Origin of the sequence: Ureibacillus sp. 179-F W5.1 NHS (assembly GCF_045369345.1) — a bacterium.
Classification (GTDB): Bacteria; Bacillota; Bacilli; order Bacillales_A; family Planococcaceae; genus Ureibacillus; species Ureibacillus halotolerans.
The window spans coordinates 1-21,373 of the sequence record NZ_JBIQFG010000036.1 but is presented as its reverse complement, the minus strand read 5'-3'; the positions used below and the strand labels follow the sequence as shown (position 1 = coordinate 21,373).

At 35.7% G+C, this 21,373-nt stretch carries 20 protein-coding genes, 2 pseudogenes and 1 riboswitch; of the genes and pseudogenes, 3 read left to right on the top strand and 19 right to left on the bottom strand.

Annotated features, from left to right (window positions below; all coding sequences use genetic code 11):
• Positions 1–44: 44 nt before the first annotated feature.
• The 7 genes from ACH0B5_RS14000 to ACH0B5_RS13970 all read right to left on the bottom strand — a co-directional run bounded on the left by ACH0B5_RS14000 (position 45) and on the right by ACH0B5_RS13970 (position 7,827).
• The gene (locus ACH0B5_RS14000; RefSeq protein WP_406927994.1) at positions 45–1,406 is read right to left on the bottom strand and encodes an SLC13 family permease; all 1,362 of its coding nucleotides are present in this window, start codon (positions 1,404–1,406) and stop codon (positions 45–47) included.
• A 67-nt stretch (positions 1,407–1,473) separates the two neighbouring features.
• Positions 1,474–2,979 (bottom strand): tripartite tricarboxylate transporter permease, encoded by a 1,506-nt coding sequence (locus tag ACH0B5_RS13995; RefSeq protein WP_406927993.1) that lies wholly within the window; start codon positions 2,977–2,979, stop codon positions 1,474–1,476.
• Positions 2,980–2,995: 16 nt separating this feature from the next.
• Complete coding sequence (locus tag ACH0B5_RS13990; protein ID WP_406927992.1) at positions 2,996–3,445, bottom strand: tripartite tricarboxylate transporter TctB family protein; 450 nt, start codon at positions 3,443–3,445, stop codon at positions 2,996–2,998.
• A 13-nt stretch (positions 3,446–3,458) separates the two neighbouring features.
• Complete coding sequence (locus tag ACH0B5_RS13985) at positions 3,459–4,439, bottom strand: tripartite tricarboxylate transporter substrate binding protein (protein WP_406927991.1); 981 nt, start codon at positions 4,437–4,439, stop codon at positions 3,459–3,461.
• A 158-nt stretch (positions 4,440–4,597) separates the two neighbouring features.
• On the bottom strand, positions 4,598–5,293 hold the full coding sequence (locus tag ACH0B5_RS13980; RefSeq protein ID WP_406927999.1) for a response regulator: 696 nt from the start codon (positions 5,291–5,293) through the stop codon (positions 4,598–4,600).
• Between the two features lie 26 nt (positions 5,294–5,319).
• Complete coding sequence (locus ACH0B5_RS13975) at positions 5,320–6,915, bottom strand: sensor histidine kinase (RefSeq protein WP_406927990.1); 1,596 nt, start codon at positions 6,913–6,915, stop codon at positions 5,320–5,322.
• Between the two features lie 54 nt (positions 6,916–6,969).
• Complete coding sequence (locus ACH0B5_RS13970) at positions 6,970–7,827, bottom strand: LysR family transcriptional regulator (protein WP_406927989.1); 858 nt, start codon at positions 7,825–7,827, stop codon at positions 6,970–6,972.
• 138 nt (positions 7,828–7,965) lie between these two features.
• Between ACH0B5_RS13970 and tcuA the strand changes: the two genes are divergently transcribed.
• A complete protein-coding gene (gene tcuA, locus ACH0B5_RS13965; RefSeq protein WP_406927988.1) occupies positions 7,966–9,474 on the top strand; it encodes an FAD-dependent tricarballylate dehydrogenase TcuA in 1,509 nt (502 codons plus the stop codon).
• A gap of 64 nt (positions 9,475–9,538) precedes the next feature.
• Here tcuA and ACH0B5_RS13960 read toward each other — a convergent pair whose 3' ends face one another.
• The 8 genes from ACH0B5_RS13960 to ACH0B5_RS18100 all read right to left on the bottom strand — a co-directional run bounded on the left by ACH0B5_RS13960 (position 9,539) and on the right by ACH0B5_RS18100 (position 16,552).
• On the bottom strand, positions 9,539–9,820 hold the full coding sequence (locus ACH0B5_RS13960) for a DUF2564 family protein (RefSeq protein WP_341361628.1): 282 nt from the start codon (positions 9,818–9,820) through the stop codon (positions 9,539–9,541).
• Between the two features lie 132 nt (positions 9,821–9,952).
• On the bottom strand, positions 9,953–11,038 hold the full coding sequence (locus ACH0B5_RS13955) for a lipocalin family protein (RefSeq protein ID WP_406927998.1): 1,086 nt from the start codon (positions 11,036–11,038) through the stop codon (positions 9,953–9,955).
• A 78-nt stretch (positions 11,039–11,116) separates the two neighbouring features.
• Positions 11,117–11,851 carry an energy-coupling factor transporter transmembrane component T family protein gene (locus ACH0B5_RS13950; protein WP_406927987.1) on the bottom strand — a complete coding sequence of 245 codons (735 nt, stop codon included), beginning with the start codon at positions 11,849–11,851 and terminating at the stop codon, positions 11,117–11,119.
• Positions 11,848–13,431 carry an ABC transporter ATP-binding protein gene (locus ACH0B5_RS13945; protein ID WP_406927986.1) on the bottom strand — a complete coding sequence of 528 codons (1,584 nt, stop codon included), beginning with the start codon at positions 13,429–13,431 and terminating at the stop codon, positions 11,848–11,850. Before ACH0B5_RS13945 ends, ACH0B5_RS13950 begins: the two co-directional genes overlap by 4 nt.
• Complete coding sequence (locus ACH0B5_RS13940) at positions 13,409–14,005, bottom strand: ECF transporter S component (protein ID WP_341361626.1); 597 nt, start codon at positions 14,003–14,005, stop codon at positions 13,409–13,411. Before ACH0B5_RS13940 ends, ACH0B5_RS13945 begins: the two co-directional genes overlap by 23 nt.
• Positions 14,002–14,688: a thiaminase II gene (gene tenA / locus ACH0B5_RS13935; RefSeq protein WP_406927985.1), complete on the bottom strand. Its 687-nt coding sequence runs from the start codon at positions 14,686–14,688 to the stop codon at positions 14,002–14,004. The genes ACH0B5_RS13940 and tenA overlap by 4 nt, the downstream gene beginning before the upstream one ends.
• A 113-nt stretch (positions 14,689–14,801) precedes the next feature.
• Positions 14,802–14,901: riboswitch (TPP riboswitch) on the bottom strand.
• Between the two features lie 134 nt (positions 14,902–15,035).
• The gene (locus ACH0B5_RS13930; protein WP_406927984.1) at positions 15,036–15,812 is read right to left on the bottom strand and encodes a TerC family protein; all 777 of its coding nucleotides are present in this window, start codon (positions 15,810–15,812) and stop codon (positions 15,036–15,038) included.
• Between the two features lie 488 nt (positions 15,813–16,300).
• Positions 16,301–16,552, bottom strand: coding sequence for a MafI2 family immunity protein (locus tag ACH0B5_RS18100; protein WP_483887698.1), 252 nt, complete (start codon positions 16,550–16,552; stop codon positions 16,301–16,303).
• Positions 16,553–16,578: 26 nt separating this feature from the next.
• Here ACH0B5_RS18100 and ACH0B5_RS13925 point away from each other — a divergent pair.
• Positions 16,579–17,070, top strand: a pseudogene (locus tag ACH0B5_RS13925) (TetR/AcrR family transcriptional regulator).
• A gap of 43 nt (positions 17,071–17,113) precedes the next feature.
• Here the strand turns inward: ACH0B5_RS13925 and pdxR are convergent.
• Entirely contained in the window at positions 17,114–18,481 is a 1,368-nt protein-coding gene (pdxR, locus tag ACH0B5_RS13920; protein WP_406927983.1) for a MocR-like pyridoxine biosynthesis transcription factor PdxR, read from the bottom strand.
• Between the two features lie 92 nt (positions 18,482–18,573).
• Here pdxR and ACH0B5_RS13915 point away from each other — a divergent pair, with 92 nt between their 5' ends.
• Positions 18,574–19,146 carry a GNAT family N-acetyltransferase gene (locus ACH0B5_RS13915; RefSeq protein ID WP_341361622.1) on the top strand — a complete coding sequence of 191 codons (573 nt, stop codon included), beginning with the start codon at positions 18,574–18,576 and terminating at the stop codon, positions 19,144–19,146.
• A gap of 54 nt (positions 19,147–19,200) precedes the next feature.
• Here ACH0B5_RS13915 and ACH0B5_RS13910 read toward each other — a convergent pair.
• From ACH0B5_RS13910 to ACH0B5_RS13900, 3 genes and pseudogenes are all read right to left on the bottom strand, one after another.
• Positions 19,201–19,464 (bottom strand): annotated as a pseudogene (locus tag ACH0B5_RS13910) (TetR-like C-terminal domain-containing protein); the annotation flags it as partial.
• Between the two features lie 127 nt (positions 19,465–19,591).
• Positions 19,592–20,536 carry an anti sigma factor C-terminal domain-containing protein gene (locus ACH0B5_RS13905; RefSeq protein WP_122973722.1) on the bottom strand — a complete coding sequence of 315 codons (945 nt, stop codon included), beginning with the start codon at positions 20,534–20,536 and terminating at the stop codon, positions 19,592–19,594.
• Positions 20,529–21,035, bottom strand: a complete 507-nt coding sequence (locus tag ACH0B5_RS13900) for an RNA polymerase sigma factor (RefSeq protein ID WP_122973723.1) — start codon at positions 21,033–21,035, stop codon at positions 20,529–20,531. Before ACH0B5_RS13900 ends, ACH0B5_RS13905 begins: the two co-directional genes overlap by 8 nt.
• Positions 21,036–21,373: the final 338 nt, after the last annotated feature.

Genomic DNA, 21,373 nt, shown 5'->3' with positions numbered 1-21,373 from the left:
TGAAATGCAGGAGCGTAGTTTTTTATGTTCAATCGATGCCCTTTCTACCAATATACTAAAAAAGCTACACATATTATTAAAACCCATACAACGGATGCCACTACCCCTACCCGGAATAATTCTTTCTCGGTAAAGTACCCATATGAATAACTAATTAAATGGACTGGTGACTGGGTAATAAAAAAGAATCCAGGTATCCCAGCAAGAAATACTGCTTTTGCGAGCAAAAGCGCTGATACGTTACTTAATGTATCTCCCAAAGTAAAGGCTATTGGTAACATAATGGCTAAAAATCCGAGTACATTGACAAACATAATTCTAAGTAATGCGGTTAATAACACGAGAATTAAAACAATGACAAATGGTGATTGGTCATCTACTATGGCGTTTAAATATTTTGATAACCAGGTAATCGTACCTGTATGAATAAGCATACCTGATACCATCAACGTAGAAGCAAAAAAGAGGATAATATCCCAGTTCACCGAAGTCTTCGCTTGATTCCAGTCCCATACACCGATTCTCGGTAACATCGTTATACATGCACCTAAAAGACCAATTAGTGGAATCGAATAGCCATGGACATTTTGGGTCATCCATAGAAATAGAACAACCCCAATAATTCCTAGCATTTTCTTTTCCTCAAACTTCATTTTCCCAAGCTTTCCAATCTCATCTTCAATTAACTGCAATAAAAACTCCCTATCTATTTTTTCAGTAGGAAACAGCAGCATAAAAATTATACAAAGAAAGATAACGAAAATTAAAATAGGCACGCCAAAGAGTACAATCCAATTTACATAATGAATAGTCGCTCCATTTTCAGAAAACAGATTGTATGCATAAATCGTTGAACTAGCCCCCGTTGCAATAAATGCACCTGCAATCGGAACAAGATACGTAATTCCGATAAACAATGACTTTGCCAAATTTTTCGTACTGTTCGAAGGCCCTAAACTTTTAATTAAACTATCTAATACAGATGTAAGCAGACTAGCTTTTCCTACATTTGAAGGAACTAATATCGATATAACAAAAATGGAAGCAAAGGCTATCGGTAAAAGAGCCCTGCTTGCACCTCTAGAAAGTTTTAATATGGTCAAAGACATACGATTAGCTAAACCAGTGTTAATTAATGCGTTGGAAAGGATAAAAGTTGAGAATAGTAGCCAAACAACATCAGATCCTAAATAAGCTAACGTCTCCTCATGGGTAAAAAAGTGAAATGACAGTAATAAAATAACGAGTAATGAGCTATAGGCCAATGGATAGACTTTACCTACCCATAATATTTGAATGATAATGAGTGCTGCTATAGATTGAATTTTAATGTCCACTTCCATCGGCATAATAAAGAAAAGCAAATACAGTACAATTGCTATAATTAATAAAATTCTCTTTTGCATGATGAAACTCCCTTATCAAAAAGGAAAGCCCACCTTTTCCCTTTGGTGGACTTATCCTACATTCAATTTAACTAGCAGTCACGTTTTTCTTTTTATTCTTAAATAGTTTCATAAGCAATGGATAGAATAAAGATAAAACTGTTAAGATGATTAACACAATTGAAATCCACGATGAGAAGAATATTCCAAGGCTACCGTTAGATGAAGTCAGCGCCATACGGAAATTTTGTTCCATATCTGTTCCAACGATTAGTGCTAATACAAGAGGAGCAATAGGGAAATCCATTACCTTCATTAAAAGGCCTATCACACCAAACAATAACAATAAATAGAAATCAACTGTACTGTAACTTAATGTATATGTACCGATAAAGGCAAGCATAATGATTAACGGATAAAGTACTTTTGCAGGTGTTTTTAACACTTTTACAAGAAGGCCAACTAGCAATACATTAATAATAACTAATGCAATATTGCCTATGAACATACTATTGATGAGTCCCCATACCATACCTGGATCATTTTCAAACAACATTGGACCAGGTCTAACGCCTAACATAATTAATGCCCCTAACATTACAGCTGTTGTTCCAGACCCTGGAATCCCCATTGTTAATAATGGTATCATTGCCCCGACGGATGCGGCATTATTAGCTGACTCAGGAGCAGCTAAACCTTCCACAGCACCCTTCCCAAACTCTTCTGGCTTTTTTGAAATTTGTTTTTCCGTCGAATAACTAATCATTGAGGCAATGGAACCGCCAGCACCGGGAAGAACTCCAATGATAAAGCCTAATGGTGCGCTGCGAAGCATCGGCCATTTAGATCTTTTCCATTGTTCCTTCGTGAACCAAATTTTTCCCATATTATTATTTTCTTTTGAACTATTCTTTTTCTCTTTATTAATAGTCAAAAAGTTATAAAATACTTCCCCTACTGCATAAACCCCAATAATAACAATTAGAAAGTCAATCCCTTCACTTAAATGAGGAATTCCCATAGTAAAGCGATGGATCCCTGTTTGCGGATCAATTCCAATGGTACTTAGTAAAAGTCCTAAACACATTGCGATAAATCCTTTTATCATTTTGCCAATAGAAAGTGAGACAATTGCTGATAATGTTAAAAGCATTAATAAAAAATATTCAGCAGGGCCGAATTTTAAAGCAAAACTGGCTAACGGTTTAGCTAAGAAGACAAATCCAATGGTTGCTAACACCCCTCCTATGAAGGAAGCGATAGCTGAAATAGCCATAGCTTGACCTGCTTGACCCTTTTGAGCCATTGGGTATCCATCAAAGGTCGCTGCAATTGCCGAACCATCCCCCGGTGTATTTAATAAAATGGAACTTCTTGAACCACCATACATCGCACCATAATAAATGGCAGCCATTAAAATAATCGCACTAGTTGGATCCATTCCAAATGTGACTGGGATTAGGACTGCCACTGCTGTTGCAGGCCCCAACCCTGGAAGCATACCGACTACTGTTCCTAAAAAGCCTCCTATTACGATCCAAAAAATATTGATTGGCTGAATAGCGGTCAAAAGTCCCTCAACAAAACCTTCCATTTTTATCCCCCCTGTTCTACGGTAAACTTACACCTAGCAATTGACTAAAGCCATACCAAGTAATAAATGAAAAACTAGCAGTAACAATAATATTGACAAGCCACTTTTTTCTTCCATTCAAATAGAATAAAAGCAATCCAAGGAAGATAATAGTAGAGATTAAGAATCCTACTGTCTCAAAAATTAAAGCATAAATAATGCCTAGAACAATGGTTACGCCAATCCGGCTTAGTGTTCGTAAATCAAATAATTCTTTGATTTTTTCATAACTTCCATCTAATGTCTTCAGTTCATTAAATAAATAAACTAAACTTAAAATAAGCATGAGGACACTTAATCCAATTGGAAAGTATAAAGGACCATTTGGACTCCCGAGCGTTGCCTTTGGAATTGAAAACGAGCTAATTAAAAATGTCACGCTTATTAATATCATTAATACGGGCATCCCGATTTTGGCAAATTTCATCTTAATCGCTCCTTTATTGAACTAATCCCGACTTCTCTATTAACTCTGTATACAGCTGTTCTTGTTCATCCATAAACTTTTTCGTTTCAGTACTATTTTGATAGAAGGAATCCCAATCATTATTTTTAAGTAGTTCTTTCCATTCTTCAGATTCAACCATTTCACCTAATTTCTCATCCCAATATTGAATTTCTTCTCCCGTCATATTAGGAGGTCCCATAATTCCTCTCCAGTGTGGGAATACCATATCTATACCTTGTTCTTTTAAAGTTGGGACATCTTCCAACTCTTCTAATCTATCTTCAGATGAAACGGCTAATATTTTTAACTTACCTGCAAGGTGTTGTTCCTTCACTTCTGATAAAGAAGTTGTTACTACATCGACGTGATTTCCTAAAAGTGCCGTTACCACATCTCCTCCTCCGCCATCATATACGAGGAAATTCAAATCTTTTACAGTAACCCCTTGCATACTAGCTGCTTGAACAAAAGATAAATGGTCATCATTCCCTAACCCAGGTCCAACACCAATTTTGATAGAACTTGGATCTGCTTTAATTTGTTCAAATAAATCATTAATAGTTTCATAAGGTGCATCAGCAGAGACGGCAATAGCTTGCCATTCAGTAGCTAACGTTGCTAATGGTGTAAATTCCTTATGTGTTAATTTACTTTGTCCAAGTAAATTATTCGTTAACACCAAGCTTGAATTAACAGCTAAGTAATGACTATCCTTTGTATTTAAATAGCTCCAACCGACTTCTCCGCCTCCACCAGGCTTATTAATCACATTAATGTTGTTCGATACTAACTTATTGTCCTTTAATATTTTTTGGACAGAACGGGCTGTTAAATCCCAACCTCCACCAGGTGATGCAGGTGCCACGATTTCAATATTTTTATTTGGGTATTCACTATTCCCCTTCGAACTATTTGATGTTGAACAAGCCGTCAATAAAAGTACGACTAATATTAAAATTCCCCATTTTTTCACTACTTCCACTCCCTTTAATTCATTAAATTTAAACTAATCTTAATTTTGAAATAAATGAATGTAAACGTTTTCTAAAATTTGTTTTTTAAAAACTTTAAACAAATTAAATTCATTTTGTTCAAAATGTGAATAATTTCACAAATAAAAAAGGAAAGGCGTTATAATTGCCTTTCCTTCAATAATTCGTTGAAATAATAATTTCTTTCGGGCCTTCCAACTACTCCATATTCTTGTTCAACATAGGCCTTGTTGATACTTACTAAGTATTCCAAGTATCGTCTCGCTGTCGTTCTTGACGCTCCCATCTTCTCTCCTACTTTATCAGCTGTTAAACCCTTTCCTTCCTTTTCGAGTATGTTACTCACTTTCTTTAAAGTTAAATAATCAATTCCAGCTGGAAAATCCATCTTTTGGTGGCCTTTTTCTTGTCCAGTTCCAAAAAAATGATTAATAATATCCTGATTTACTTCTGAAAGATTATTTAATAAACGTCTATTCTCTTTACACTTTTCTATCGTTTTAACGAACATTTCCAGTGTGACAGGTTTAATTAAATAATATTCAACACCATATCTAAGAGCTTTTTTCAAATACTCCTTTTCTTTAGCTGCAGTTACTAAAATAATATCGATACTAGGATAGTTCTCCCTTATCTCACCTAACAAATCAATCCCCAATTGATCCGGCATATAAATATCCATTAATAATAAATCTACAGAATGGTTATTAAGTAGTTCCATTGTTTCTTTCGCATTTAATGATTTTCCAATTACATTCATTCCTTTAATTTGAGATAAATACTCTTCATGAATTTCGGCAATTCGGAAATCATCTTCTGCAATGACAACATTCATTACATCCACTTTGCTTTCCCTCCCCCTTAGGAAACCTTTGGCAAAAACACTGTAAATACAGTCCCTTTTCCAACATCACTGCTATATTCAATTATCCCCCTCAATGATTCTACTTCAATTTTCACATTAAAAAGTCCATACCCCCTATTTTTCCCTTTTGAAGATAACCCTTTTTGAAAAAGTTGATGTTCCATTTCTTTATTAATCCCTGGACCGCTATCAGATACCTCAAAAATAATTTCGTTTCCAATATCAGTCACAAAAAAGCTGACTCTTTTTTCGACGGAATCTTTAACCGCTTCAAAAGCATTATTAATAAGATTTCCTAAAATAATAATGAGCGAAGATAATGTAACCTCTTGTGGAATATAAGTTAATGAGCTTTCCTCATCGATTACAAAATCTATTTTCTTTTCTGATGCTTGTGCAATTTTCCCTAGCAAGATTGCTTGTACTCTTTCATCATGAATTTTCGTTAATATGAGATCTTCTTCGATTGTATGTACATGTGTTTCACTTTTAATATATTCAATTGCTTTGTCATTTTTCCCAAGCTGTAGAAGACCTAAAATCGCATATAATTTATTCGTAAATTCATGGGATTGGGCTCTCAAGTCATCTGAATATTGTTTTACTTCAGAAAGCGCATCAACCATATGTTTAATTTCTGTTCGATCACGGAAACTAGCAACAATGCCAATCCGTTTACCTTCTTCAATAATTGGTTGTGTATTAATAATGATAATTTTTTCATTATATTGAATTTCAATATTAATTTGTTTTTCATTACCATTAAGAATCTCTAACAATTCGTTTTCTTTAATAACATCCGATAATCGCTTTCCTTCTGCCTGTTCATCTACCTCTAATAAATAGCGGGCGGACGCATTCATCATCGTAATAAAACCTTTTTCATCGACAGCTAGTATACCTTCTTTGACAGATTGCAGAATGGCGCTTCTCTCCCGAAACATAGCTGCAATTTCATGGGGCTCAAGATTTAAAGTATCTTTTCGAATACTATTTGCAAGTAAATAACTTCCTAACACCCCGATAATTAAAATAAATACAGACGCTTTGAGCACTTTTTTAACATCATCCCAAACAGCAGCATAAAGTGTACTCAAATCATATAGGACCACTACAGCACCATCTATCTTCTTATAATTGCCATAGTCGATAATGATAGGTACAACTGCTTTTAATACTTTTTGATTACTTTCTGTCGTTTGAATAACAGAATAACTACCAAAAGTAAGTGCTTTATAAGTATCTTCGACTTTAAGATTGTTATATAAATGGGTATGATCTGTAGAAGCAAAAATAGAGCCATCACGATTTTGGAAAAAGACTGTCATCGGCCCACCTTGATTTTTAATTTGGTCCATTAAAATTGCAAGTTTTTTCGTTTTATTATTATTCGATTCATAGTAATCGTGGAGTGAAGGCATATAAGATAAAGTTTTAGCTGTCTGTAACGTTAACTCTTCCGCTTTCTCAATATCATCATTTAATTTCATATAAATATATAACGAAGATAACGAACCGATAATGAAGACAATTAATAAAATAACTAAACCTAATATTTTTATTTTCAACGAAACTGTCAGGAATTTTTTCATATGCTTTCTCCCATTTTTAAAGCGTAAGTATTTTGAGTAAATTCTTTTCCTTCGCTATGCCTTTTCTTTCTCAATGAACTCAACAAATGCCTTCACTACGGAAAGATCTAACGATTGCTTATGGAAAATTAGCCATGTATTCCTAACTAGATTTTCATTATGTAAATACAATTCATAGGTGTATAAATTGTTACATCCTTTTAGACATATTTCTGGCAAAAAGGAATACCCTAATCCGTTTAAAACCATCTCGCGGCAAGTATCGATTAAATCTACTTCCATTGTATTTTTAGGAGGATGATCAAAAGATTCTTTCCACCAAGCATCAATTGTATTTTTTAAGGAGAGATCAGTATTGTAGTCAATTCTCGTTAGATTCGGTAATTGATCGATATCAATTTTATCTTTTGATACAAGATAAATTTTTTCTTTGTTTAATAAAATTTTCGACCCCTTCCAGTCATAAGCATCTCGTACGATACCGATATTCGCTTCCTCTTTATTTATCATTTGAATCACTTCATAACTAAAACCGGATTTTAGTTTAATTTCCACTTCAGGATATTCAGTTATAAATTTTGCTAATATAGTAGGCAACTTATAACGAGCATAGGTTTGCGATACACCAAGCCTAAGGGTTCCTTTTATTTTCCCGTCAAGATTGGCTAGATAGTCCTTCATTTCATTCATCTGTTGAAGCATACTATTGGCATACTGAACTAGATATTCCCCTTCTTGAGTAAAATCGACTCCCCTTTTTCGTCTAGATAAAATTTTCACCCCTAGTTCTTGCTCCAGTTGCTGAATTCGATACGTAAGAGAAGGTTGAGAAATATATAATTGCTCAGCTGCTTTTGTAATATTTCTCTCTTTGTAAACCGTTTGCAAAATTAGCCAATCTTTCTCATCCATAGTTGCAATCCCTCATTTTATATAGTTATAGAAAAATTTTATCGATAGGTATCAATTTTTAATATTTTATCTATTTATTAGCTTTTATTATACTAATTGTATGAATTTTGTAAATATTAAATAAGTGGGGGAAATGAAATGTCAAAGAATAATTCGTTCGATGTTGTAGTGATTGGAGCTGGAAATGCTGCCTTATGTGCGGCCATTTCCGCAAAAGAAAACGGTGCTAAAGTATTAGTACTTGAAAAGGGACCTGAGCATAAAAAAGGGGGCAACTCCTTTTTTACTGACGGTGCAATCCGATTTGCCTATAATGATTTAAACGATATTAGAAGAATCATGCCCGAATTACGAGATGAAGAAGCTGAGCAAATTGTCATGCCAAAATATAGCACTTCAGATTATTATGATGATTTAATGCGTGTTACAGATGGTCAAAGTCATCCTAAACTAGCAAAGCAATTAGTTTCAAAATCATATGAAACAATTGTTTGGATGCGGGAACAGGGCGTAGAATTCGAACTGAACTATGATAACCAATCCTTTAAAAAAGAAGGAAAAATTCATTTTTGGGGAGGCCTTCCAGTAAAAACAAAAGAAAAAGGGATCGGCTTAATGAAGCAATTATTCGAACGCGCGAAACAGTTGAATATTGATGTATGGTATGAATCCCAAGCAATTCAATTAGTAATGAAAAATGAACAAATATCTGGAGTAGTAATTCTAAAACAAGGTGAAACCATTACAGTTGAAACAAAAAGTGTGGTATTAGCGTGTGGTAGCTTTGAAGCGAATAAAGCAATGCGCTCAAAATATCTTGGGGCTGAATGGGATGCAGCTATAGTTAGAGGAACAGAATACAATACCGGCGACGGCATTCAAATGGCATTAGAAATTGGAGCTCAACCATTCGGCGACTGGGATGGATGCCATTCGATTGGAACTGATTATAATGTACCTAAGGTTGGCGATTTTACTAAACCAGGTGATATTTTTAAAAAGCATTCCTATCCTTTAGGTATTATGCTAAATAAAGATGGCTATCGTTTTGTCGACGAAGGAGCTGACTTTAGAAACTATACGTACGCGAAATACGGGCGTGAAATTTTAAAACAACCAGACCATGTGGCATATCAAATTTTTGATGCCCAAGTACGTCCCCTTCTAAGAAAAGAATATAATTTAGAAGAAGCAACGGTTTATGAAGCAGCTACATTGGAAGAATTAGTTGATCAACTGTCTGTAAATAAAGAACAATTTATACAAACGATTAAAGAATATAACGATGCTGTACAAGATGGCGAGTACAATCCTTCCATTAAAGATGGGAAAGGAACAAAAGGAATTACACCTCCAAAAACAAACTGGGCGATGACTATTGAACAAGGGCCATTTTATGCGTTCCCAGTAACTTGTGGAATTACTTTTGCTTTTGGCGGCCTTCATGTTAATACAAATGGAGAAGTCTTAAACAAAAATGAAAAACCGATTAAAGGTCTTTTTGCAGCAGGCGAGATGGTTGGTGGTATTTTCTATGAAAATTATCCTGGTGGTTCTGGACTGATGTCCGGTGCAGTTTTTGGAAAAGTTTCAGGTTCCCAAGCAGCAAAATACGTTAATACTTTCGAGGACGCAACAATCAAATAAAATTTAAAATTCAGCTAATTGGCATTTGATTTGCCAATTAGCTGTCATTGTTTGTAATACCAATTTATTTTTGTTCTTCCACAATCTCTTCCACTTCACGTAATTGTTGTTTCACTTTATCTAAATGCTGTTTATTTGCTTCAATCATATCCATATGTTCTTCATGTTGGACTGCATTGGAAAACGCATTTTCTGCGTGGGTGATGGAATTGAAAGCATGCTCCACTGCTATTTCCTCTGGGTGGGACATCGCTTGCTTCACCGCGCGATCAGCCTTTTGAACCGAGTTGCCGAACAATGTACTTGGATGATCCTGTTTCCAACTTGTATCTGAATGCTTCGCCATATGTCTCTTCCCTTCCTACGCCAATTTTCGTTTCCACTTTAGTATTGAAATTTGGCTACAAAATATGTACGAAGGAAAGCTACAAATGTTGGACATATCTTTTCGTGATGGAGTAATACTAACATTAAATATTTAATTCGCATATCCGACTAGTTCCATAAAGCCTTTTCCATAAATATTTTTCCTTTTTCCACTCGCTAAAGTTTCCTGACCCGATACAATACAAGCTCCTTCCCATATCGCTTGAAGTGGACCAATAATAAGCATTTCTTGGTTGGGAAAAGCAGCCTTTACGTTTAATTCCATTGAAAAATCAGGGATAACAATCTTCCATTCGATTGGATACTTTCCTTTTGTTTGTATACTTTGCCAATGTTTCATTTCTTGAAAGTCCACATTTCTTGAAAAACGCAATGTTCCGTCCCGTTCAATTAAATTGGCCATCGGGGAAAAGGTTTTCTCGCCACTGGTATGCATTTCATTTAATAACAACTCTCGGCCATCATTTAATTGCAGACCAAACCAATTCCACCCTTCGTTTCCTTTTAATAATGCATAATCCCAACCCCATTGGTGATCAAACCAACCTTGACCTGTTACTTTTTGGGTTCCTTGTTCCGTACGAATCTGTCCTTGTACTTCGTTTTTCGTAAAGGAGTAATAGTATAACTCATCTGGCTTACCATCTTCACCAATAAGAGCAATGGATTTAAGGGGCGCAAATTGTAAATCGATTTCTAATTTTTTATCGACTAGTTGTACATTAAAACGATCTTCCTTTTCACCGAAAAACGATAATTGATGATCTCCATAAAAAAGCTCGGTTGGGTTATGTTCAATCGTCACTTTTTTCATTTGCGTATGGGGAGAAGGAATTTTCCCTTTCAATAAGCTTTTTTGCAATCTCCATATCCGCTTATCATTTGGTCGAAGTAGTAAATACAACGGAAGATAAAAAGCTTTTAAATTCCACTTTAATGTTGCGTCGATTTGGGAGTAGTTATACTGAATTTCTTTATCCAGATCAATGAGAGAAAAAATTAAATAATGGCCTTTATTTAACTCGGTTTCCCCAATTCGAAAAAAAGAAGCCATTGTCGCATATCGGCCTCCTTTTTCTCCCGTAAGATAAGCAAAATAGTACCACCATTCCACATTTGAAAATAAATGGGGAGCTGTATCTTTCGGAAGGGAAACTTCATTAGAAAAGTTTTTCATCACCTTACGTCACACACCCTACTGTTTTTCAGTAAGATATGCACATCCGAATCAGAATGCGACCGTTAAACTAAATCATCACTCCACCACCATCAACGTTATTACAACGATTAATAATAAAAATGCATAAGCCCAGTCTTTCGCAACTACATGAGTCGTTTGATAATATGTTCTCTCTTTTGTCCCTGTAAATCCACGGGCTTCCATTGCAATGGCAATTCGCTCTGCCTTTCGTATTCCTTGACTAAACAATGGGATGGAATACCGCATAAACGCTTTCCAACTATTTTTTTGTTTGTATCCTCTTACTTTATGGGCCGTCTTCATTTGCTTTAATTCCGATTGAAAGAGCGGGATAAACCGAAATCCAGCTAGTAATCCGTAGGCCCATTTTGGTGAAAGCTTACATTGATGAATTAAACTCATAATGAACAAGGTTAAATCGGTTGTAGAAGTAAATAATAAGCCATACGTGACAAAGCCTAACATTCTTAATGCGACCGTTAAGCCATTTGTGATACTTTCCTCCGTCACATGGAACCAAGCCCATTTCCAAATCGTTGTTTCCCCTTCGCCAAAGGCCGCCATCATCCAAAAGACAAGAATGGAAAACCCTAGGTATGGGACAAGCCGTTTGAAAAGGTACGAAATTCGCCAACCTCCTAAAAAAACGCCAACAAATACACCGAGAATCCATATGAAGAAAGTCACCTTTGGATTGGATATCGTCATTAATAGAAACATGACGAATATGTGCGTAAATAACTTACAACTCGGATTTAAAGAAGCGAGGAAGGAATCGTTTGCCTTCATACGAAAACAAGCCCCCTTCTTTCATGCATTAACTGGTAATGGAGCGGTGGAATCAACCCACATTCCCGCACCATTTTTTCATCAGAAAATAATCCATACGGTTGGCCTTGATACATCACTTTTCCTTCGTTAAAGAGTATGACTTGATCCGAATAATGATCAACTAAATCCATATCGTGGGTCACCATCATAATAGTCGTTCCCTGATTCTGCCTTTCTTTTAAACAACGAATTAATTCATTTGTCGTTTTTTCATCTTGGCCAAAAGTAGGCTCATCGAGTAATAGTAAAACTTGATCGAACAATAACATTGTCGCCACACTTAATCGACGTTTTTGCCCTAAACTTAATGTAAAAGGGTGAGCGTCGCGATATCTTTCCAATCCAAATTCCTTTAATAATTGCATTGTTTTTGTTTCAATTAAATCCTTTGGCCAATTTCTTTGTCGGCCACCAAAGGCAATTTCGTCAAATACCGTATCTGTTATAAATTGATGTTCTGGATTTTGAAAAACAAAGCCAGCCTTTTCAAATAATTCCCGATCGGACCATTTTTTTAATTCCTTATGTTGAAAGTAAAGTTGTCCTTTTTTTATAGGCTCTAAACCAATCACACTTTTTAAGAACGTACTTTTTCCACTTCCGTTTTGCCCTATAATAGATACCCATTGCCCCTTACGGATTTCTACATTAATGTCGCTAATAATCGTCTTTTTCCCATAGCCTATTTCCATATTTTCTGTACGAATCACTACGTCATTATTTCCCTTTTCATTATTAACTAGCTTCGTTTCAAGTTTTTCAGATAGTTTCATCGATATAGGATGGGACGTATTCTCCACTACTTCCGACCACTTTTCAGGAAAAACCTTTGGTCGCCAAATCCCCGCTACTTCCATTTCCTTCTGGAAGTTTTGAAGAATGTCCTTTGGTTTTCCGTCCCCAATCACAGTTCCACAATCATTTAACAAAATGACCCGATCCATCCACTCGATACAACCATCTAATACATGTTCCACAAAGACCATCGTTTGGTTTGTTTTTTTCGATAATTGGTGTAGTAAATCAAATATTTCCTGTCTACCTTTCGGATCTAGTTGGGCTGTTGGTTCATCAAAAAACAACACTTCGGGTTGTAATGCTAACAGGCAAGCCAACGCCAATCGTTGCTTCATTCCACCTGATAATGTTTCAATCGGTGTTCTCTTATCTACGTTCAAACCGACTTGCCCCATTATGTCTGCAATCATTTTGTCCATATCATTTCGAGGAATAGATCGATTTTCCAGACTAAAAGCAATCTCTTCATCTACATGCAACATACAAAATTGAGAATCCGGATCTTGGAACATCACGCCAACATGTTTTCTAGAAAATACTTCACCATTTACTTCGGCCTCAATATGTTCCGGAATAATACCAGCAAGGGCGGAAATCAAAGTTGATTTCCCACTCCCACTAGGTCCTAAAATTAATACTTTTTCCCCTTTATTTATGGACAACGTTATATTTTGAAGCGATTGTTCAGAGCGATTGTAGAAGCGAATAAACAAGTTTTTACAGCCTAGAAACGTTTTCATTGATCTCGCCCTTTTTTCTCGTCTGTTTCATAATTTCATATTGTTCTAACACCCCTGTTTTAGCTAAGGCGTCTACTACCACTTTCCCTAACCATCCTCCGAGAATCGCTCCGCTAATAATATGAATCGCTAATGTTGCAAAAAATACGCCCGTTGTGTAATAGCCAAAACCGTTAGCCAATAAGTTATAAACAATTCCTAAAACCCCCGCTAAAGCACCTGAAAGCATTAATGTAAAGAGGTTATAACGTTTATATCGAAATAAGGCAAAGGCTATTTCGGAACCAATCCCTTGGAAAACGCCTACTAACAGAGCCGATAAACCAAAGTGACTACCCGTTAGTAATTCAACAGCCGCTGCTGCAACCTCCGCGATAAAGGCTGCACCAGGTTTACGGATGATATAAGCAACGATTGGGCTAGCAATGACCCAAATCCCAAACATAAATCCTGCTCCAACTGGTCCGACTAGAGCGGAAATCGGAATCCAAAGGGTCGACCAGCCTAAATAAATAACACCGCAAGCTACGGATAAAATAACCGCAAGAACAACTTCTTTCATCTTCCACTTCATTCTTTGACAGCCTCCATTTTGACAGGCCATTCTTCCAGCCGATAAGCCATATCCCAAAACATATATTCAAGCTGGCAACTGAGTAAAAAATGATTTCGCATCTTGTCCTTTTCTTTCTCTGTTGCATCTAACGCCCATTCATCTAAACGTTCACAGAATTTTGTCGTAATGGAATCCGTACGACTACCATAGAAATGAATCCATTCGTAAAATGGATGGAATTGATCTGGTTTTACATCATTCAATAATTTCTTTCCAATCTCCCAGTAAGTCCACGGACAAGGTAATAAAACAGCTAAAATTTCGCCTAACGTTCCTTCATGGGCAACGGTCAGCATATGACGAATATATTGGTGAGCAGATGGTGATAACGGATATCCTTGTAACTCTTCGTATGGTACACCTGCGATTTGGCAAAAGTTTTGGTGCGGATGGGTTTCACTGTTTAAAACAAATGATATTTGTTGATTAAACATGGCCATATCTTCACGATTCTCGCACTTTGAAATAGCAATTCCATAGATTCGTATAAAGGAACTTAAATACTCAAAATCTTGTTTGACGTAATGGATTAATTGTTCCCTTTTTAAATCTCCTTTTGCGATTCCTTGTACGAAAGGATGTTCAAAAATTGCGTTAAAGATAGGAGTTGCTTCCCTCCTAAGTTCTGCTGAAAAACTCATGTTAATTCCTCCTTATTGGTTATAATCGGAAGACGTTCATTGGAGCCATTTTTCCTTCAACAACGAAAAAACCGCTCCAAAAAATGGAGCGGCAGAATAATTGTAAGCATACCCATGCACGGACTCCACTTTCCTACGCTAGTATGAACTAGATCAGGTTCAAAGGGTCCAGATTACTCTGTCTCAGCCAAAATGGCTCCCCTAGTGGTCTTTCCTATTAATTTAATTTTCACTCTACATCCGTTTTTTTTAAAAGTCAATTCAAATTTTTCCAACAAGGTTCAATTTAATACGAAGGGACTATAGGAAGATAGTGGTAAGGCAATGCTTTTATAGATTATTTTTATCTATAACGATACATCTTTTCCTTTTGACTTGTTACTAGGCGCAAACCAACCGAGTAGGGCAATAGCTACTAATACTCCATAGAAGATTAGTGTCCACGTAGTGCTGTGAGGGAAGTGATGATTCAACACACCGATATCCTCATGGGCAAGCGTGATTACAGCTAATTTAACACCAACCCAAGCAACAATGGCATATGCTGTAGTTTCCAAAGCTGGACGTTTATCAAGAAGTTGTACAAACCAAGTTGCTGCAAATTTAATCAAAACAAGTCCAGCAATACCTCCAAGTAGTACAACGATAAATTGACCTGCATCCATACCACCAAAGTCGCCTAGTGGAGAATCTGGAAGACCGAGGGCAAGAGCAACTGCGGCTAGAATAGAATCAACTGCAAAAGCAAGATCCGCCAATGCTATCTTCCCTACAGTAGCACCAAAACCTTTCCCTGCGGATTCCTTTTCATCATCCTTATGAATATTCTTATTATCTTTACCAAACCGTGCCTGAATGACATGCTTTAATCCTAGATATAGAAGATAGGCAGCCCCTATCGCCTGTATCTGCCACACATTGGCGATAAAAGAAATGGCAAAAAGTGCAGCAAATCTAAAAACAAAGGCCAATAGAATTCCGTAATTTATAGCTCTTTTTTTCTGTTCTTCCGGTAAATGCTTGGCAATAACTGCAAGTACTAGAGCATTGTCAGCTGATAATAATCCTTCTAATCCAATTAGAATCAACAATGTCCAGGCATACTCTAACCATATTGACTCCATTTAAAAGACCCCAATCTGTAAATTTTAATGATATAAAAATCTCTATAATTATAGACTTTCCTAATTAGACACAAGGTATTCTTAATGGTTATTGGAAAACAATTTTTATTCCCATTAATGGTTAACCATTTAATTACTACTCAACAGCTATAGTTTTATGGTGATTTCGTCACTTTCTTTGAAAAAGAATATTTTCTTATTCGAAACCGATTGTTCTGGATACCTTGTATCAATTGCACTTATACGTAGTGTAATTTCTTCCAACGGCAAGGTGATATTAGCTAATAACAACTTTATTCGATGTTTTCCCTGCCTGATTGAAACTGACAAAATATAGTAATTCCTCCTTATTGGTTATAATCCGAAGACATTCATTGGAGCCATTTTCCTTTAAAAACGAAAAACGCTCAAAAAATGAAACTGCGGAATAATTGTAAACATTCCCATGTATGGACTCACTTTCCTACGCTAGCAAACTAGATCAGGCTCTAATATTTAATCACCTTCATATCTAGTAAAAAGCCAATTGTAATAGTTAGTATTTTCATATCCATAGGTTCAGTATGATAAAAATATTGCAAATCGACAGTGGATATTTCCGGAAAGTCACATATTATTTCGGTTAAAGCCACTTTTAATCTTTCTTTTTCTTCTTCCAGAAGTTTTTCATCAAAATATACAATCCAAGTTAGTTTATTCTTTTCAACATTGGCATAGACCGCTTTTTTATTTTTAGGAATGGAGCGGATCCATTCGGTCGAATAAAATGTTTAAACATGCAGTTTTCTCCCTTAGCCGAAAACCCATCCATCGCCGATTTAACGGTTCAAAAAATTGCAAATCGCGCCGAACTAAATCGCACAACGTTCTATTTACATTACCAAGATATAAACGATTTATTAAAACAAATCACCGATGAAATTATCGACGTATTGTCGAATAAAGTAGGTGATTTAATTCATATGAAAGACCTCTCGAATCATGAACATTCGTCATTTTATTAGATTTCTTGTATGACCATCGGAAATGCATCGGTGTATTGTTTGAAATGCGGAAGTTTGAAAACGAACTATTTCATTTATTAAGCGACGAGGAGAGAAAATGCCGAAAAAGCAGTAACGAAAGAATACATCGACTTTGATATTAAAGTAGCCTCAATGACAGGATCATTATGTGGTGGTTAAAGGATGGTATTCACTTTAGTTCAGAATATATTGCCCGCCAAATATACTTATTTCAAAGGCCAACGAAAGAATAACATGAAAAATCTCACCTGCTTCATACAGATGAGATTTTCTTATTTATTTGGATTTCCAAACAGTAGATATAGCGGCAATACCTTGCGTAATTTGTTCCAACGACAAGGTGCCATAGCCGATAACAACTTTATTCGACGTTTCCCCTGTTCGATCAAATTGAAATTGGGAATAGGCATCAACGGTTACCCCTACTGATTTCGCCTTTTGCAAAGCTTGTTGTTCCGTTAAATAATCGGGTAAGTGTAAAACAATATGTAACCCCGCATCATCACCTGTAATTATAAACTCATCGCCTAGTCGATTTTTAATTTCATCGATTAAATGTTGTCGTTTCTCACTGTAAAGTTTTCGCATTTTCGCGATATGCTTTTCAAAATGCCCATCTTTCATAAAATGGGCGAGCACTACTTGATCCAATCTGGATACCATCGATTTGTCAAATTGCATAAACTGTTCGAAGGAATCCACTAAATGCATAGGCAAAATGATATAACTCACCCGTATAGAAGGAATCATTGTTTTAGAAAAAGAACCGAAATAAATGACCCGTTCTTCATAATCTAATTGGGCCAATGGTGGAATCGGATTTCCTTTATAACGAAATTCTGCGTCATAGTCATCCTCAATAATATAACTTTGATGAGCAGCGGCCCACTGTAGCAATTCTCCCTTTCTTGTGATGGACATGATTGTTCCTTTTGGAAATTGATGAGCAGGTGTTGTATAAAGCAAATCTAGCGGAACAGTCGGAACCGTACAACCTTGTTCATCGACCTGGACAAGGGTTGGTTCAAGCCGGGACTGTTTCCACGTATAGTAAACTCGATGGAAACCAGGATTTTCAATTCCGACAGCGGTTGGTTTTAAAAATTGACTTAGCACTTTTAATTGTTGTTGGGTACCGTTAAAAATAAAAATTTGCTTTGGCTGACAGTGAATGCCCTTTGCCTTTCGTATGTACCGCGTAATTTGATTTCGTAACATTGCTTCCCCTTGCCACTTAGCATTTGGCATCATGTTCGATTGAAAATGATCCTTTACATATTTCGTCCAAACGGAAAATGGAAAATGGGCAGCATCCACTTGGCCGTTCCGAAAACTAATCGTTGGATTTTCATTCTCTTCAATTTCTACTATAGGCTTAAAGGAATCTTCAAAGGAATAAGGAAATTCCACTTCAGAGACATAATAACCGTTTCGTTCAATTGTATAAATAAAGCCCTCACTAATAAGTTGTTCATAAGCCGTTTGAACCGTTTGTATACTGACATTCAGTTGGCTCGCCAACAGTCGTTTTGGCGGTAACTGTTCATGGGCATGGATGACGTTCGTTAAGACTTGTTTTTTAATTTGCTTATAAATGGTCATATACTTCGGTTCATCGGTTGAAAAAATAATTTGTAGTTCCATTTTGACGCTCCTTGGTATTGTTCATTTTCCCCTTTTTGGTTATTTCTATCATATCAAAGCTGATATTTAATGAATACAAGGAGTGATGAAAAATGAAAATATTACAAAATAACATCGTGAAACTAGAACCTATCAATCTTTCACATACGGACGGGATTCTTTCTGCCGCATCAGACCCCCGTATTTGGGAACATATGTCGGTGGAATTATTGAGTAAAGAAAGCGTAATGAAATACGTAGAAGAAGGGATAAAAAAACGGGAAGCTGAAACCGATTTTGTGTTTGTCATTATCGACCAAAGTTCTCAACAAATTGTCGGGGCAACGTCTTATATGGACATCTCTTTTCAACATAAACGTTTAGAAATTGGCTCTACTTGGCTAAATCCGAGGGTGTGGCGAACAAACATCAACACAAACTGTAAATATTTATTACTACAATACGGCTTCGAACAATTGGGCATGCAGCGGATTCAAATTAAAACAGGACACGAAAATGTTCGTTCCCAAAAAGCGATTGAACGGTTAGGTGCTGTAAAAGAAGGCATTTTACGCAATCATATGATTCGTAAAGAAGGAACGATTCGCCATACAGTCATGTACAGCATTATTCAAGAAGAGTGGAACAGTGTGAAAGAAAGATTTGAACAACAATTGTTAAAATAACCTTTAACGAGCCTACTCAAGATTAAAGAGTAGGCTTGTCTTCTCTAAAAAACTTCATTTTTGCTCCATTATATTCTTGATTAGCCCACTCGCTTCCAAAGGTCCTTTTAATATCATTTGAACTAACATCGAGGAAATCTCTTCTGGGGTTTGCTTCATATCTGTATTTAACCAATATCGTATAACACCTAAATGAGCTGAAGAAATGAATTGTGTCATTACCTCTAACGGAATGTTAAGGTTTGACATATTCGGTATATTAGAGATATTCCGAAACATATTGTCTATAATCGTGTTTCTTAATTTTTCTTCAAATAGTGGATCTCTCTTTGCATAACCCCGCTCTAAATAAGAACGGGGTTATAAATATAGGATTTTAGTTATTCCACAATCGCGCCCGATTGTGGAATACTCGATAATGCAAAACAATATTATTTATTTTATCCTAATAATTTTCAATGACTCCTCCAAGCGAAGAAGCTTTAATGATAGGATTCTCTAGGATTTCTTTTAATTCATCCTTCGTTCCATAAACGACCACCCCTAATATTTCTACATCCTCTAACTTGATATCTTTCATCTTGTTAAAAGCATTCTGGTGATCAGGGGAAATACTCATTTGCAGTAAATCTAAAAATTGTTCATACTCACTGTCTAAATCATGGAGTGAAATATAAGGCGTATTTATTGAGAAACCTAGTGCATCTTTTTCTCTAATAAATGTTGAAGACCAATCGTTTTCTTTTGCCTCTTTTTGAAACTTGTTTAACTGTTCACTACTATAAGTGTCTATCCAAAACCATGTCATTTCAGGAAGTTGTATAAAAAGTTCATTTGGTTTGTAAGGCTGATCAAATGAAAGTGCTACCTCATAAACTTTGTCTCCCTGCATACCGTTAATTAACTGTTCATCATCTTTATATTGTTTATAAGGTACATTGGGGTGGAAAAATAGCATTTCTCTCCACCCATTTTCTTTATAGCTAAATTGCCAATCTTCACCTGTAATTCCCACGTTTCCACCTGAACTTCTTGAAGTTAAAACAGATGGGATTAGACCAAATGAATATTGTTTTTGTTCAATAACGACCGATTTAATTTTAAAATCCTTTGAAATTTCATAGTTGCTTATTCCACCTAATACCCCCCTTGAATCCACGGTTTCACTTATGTATCCATTAGGAGTGCTGAGACGGACATATGCATCCCATTGATTAAAAGCCTTTTGGCTAAAATGTGATGAAATAGCTAAATTAGCTATGTTCAAGATTACAAATACCACTAAAGAAACAAAAATAGTTATAATGATCGTCTTCATTTTTCCTCTTCTTACTGCCTTCTTGATTTTCTTTTCATCAAAAAGATAAAGATCGTCTGAAAAATCATTCATGTAGATTCCTCCACTTCTTTTGAAATTCTTTCCTTGCCCGAAATAAATATGTCCTAATCGTTTCTTCCTTCATTCCTAGTAATAAAGCAATCTCTTTATAACTAAGTCCAAGCTCGTATTTTAATAGTAAGAGCTGCTTATAGATTTCTTGAATGCTTTCTAAAATAAGTGAAATTTCTTGATTCATTTCGATATTTATAACGCTCAATTCAGTATCATGGTCATTTGCAAAATTATTCCAGAAGCGATGTTCATCAATCGAAATAGCTCTTTCTATCCCTTTTTTCTTTAAACACTTTTTAAATTCATTCATTGCAATGGTAAAAATATAAGAAAGAGCTTTCTCTGAAGGAACACCACTACTATAAGCGATAAATTTCGTATAACTCTCTTGAACAATATCTTCTGCATCTTCATGACTACAACCGTTCTTTTTTAAATAGTAATAAATCATTTTTGCTTGTTTATTGTATATATCCAACAATAGATGAGAATTCATAGCTCCTCCTTTCAAAGTCTTCATTAATAAAGAGTCCATTTTCGTAAAAAGGTTTACAGCAAAGCTGGAAATAGTTTTAAAAATACGGAATGCCTGTGTTAGAGTTAGGGACAATAAAAACTGAATTGGTTTATGTAATGGCTAATTCTCATTTAAGGATACTCTTTTTGCTAAAATAAAAAAGCTACCCTTCCTTTTGAAAAAGGTACTGCACCCCAAAAGTTAGAGTAAAAAAACTAACTTTTGGGATGATTTTTTATGACTAAATATAATGAAGAATTTAAATTGATGGTGGTTCAAGAATATTTAAGTGGCTCACTAGGATATAGAGCGATAGC